This window comes from Brevibacillus reuszeri (assembly GCF_002897295.1).
GTDB classification, from domain to species: Bacteria; Bacillota; Bacilli; order Brevibacillales; family Brevibacillaceae; genus Brevibacillus; species Brevibacillus reuszeri_A.
Map to the genome: position 1 here is coordinate 1 of NZ_BEXF01000122.1, position 622 is coordinate 622.

1 pseudogene is annotated in these 622 nt (G+C 51.3%); it reads right to left on the bottom strand.

Going from position 1 to position 622, the window contains the following annotated elements:
- Positions 1 to 167: 167 nt before the first annotated feature.
- Positions 168 to 622: pseudogene (locus tag C3B52_RS35740) on the bottom strand (serine hydroxymethyltransferase); the annotation flags it as partial.

Below are 622 nucleotides of genomic sequence, written 5' to 3' on the forward strand. Positions count from 1 at the left end.
GACCTAGGTTTTCCATTTTCGCCTATATTGATGCTATCCGCAGTCGCCTGACTGGAAAAATATGAGCAAAGCAATCTGGCCAGAATGTTTATAGCTCTGGAAAAGGACCCCACCTGCATCAGGCGGGGTCCTCTTATCATAAGCCTCTGGAACGGACTAAACTGTGATTAATATTTCATTTCGGCATAGAGAGGGTATTGATCTGTAAGCTCAGCCACCATACGGCCTGCTTGTTCAAGGGTCGCCTCGTCTTCAGGCTGCTTCAATGTCATGGCAATAACCTTCGCGATGGTAACCATCGCCTTCTCATCCATGCCGCGGGAAGTTACCGCAGGCGTACCGATGCGGATACCGCTCGTTACAAACGGACTCGTCGGATCGAACGGGATGGCATTCTTGTTCACGGTGATGCCGATAGAATCCAGCACCTTCTCCGCGTCTTTGCCCGTAATATCCAGATTGCGGGTATCGATCAGCATCAGATGGTTATCGGTTCCGCCGGAAACGATGTTCAGCCCTTCCTCGATCAGCGTATCGGCCAGAACTTTTGCGTTCTTCACCACATGCTCCGCATAGGTCTTGAAGGACGGATCCAATGCTTCACCAAGGGCCACAGCCTTGG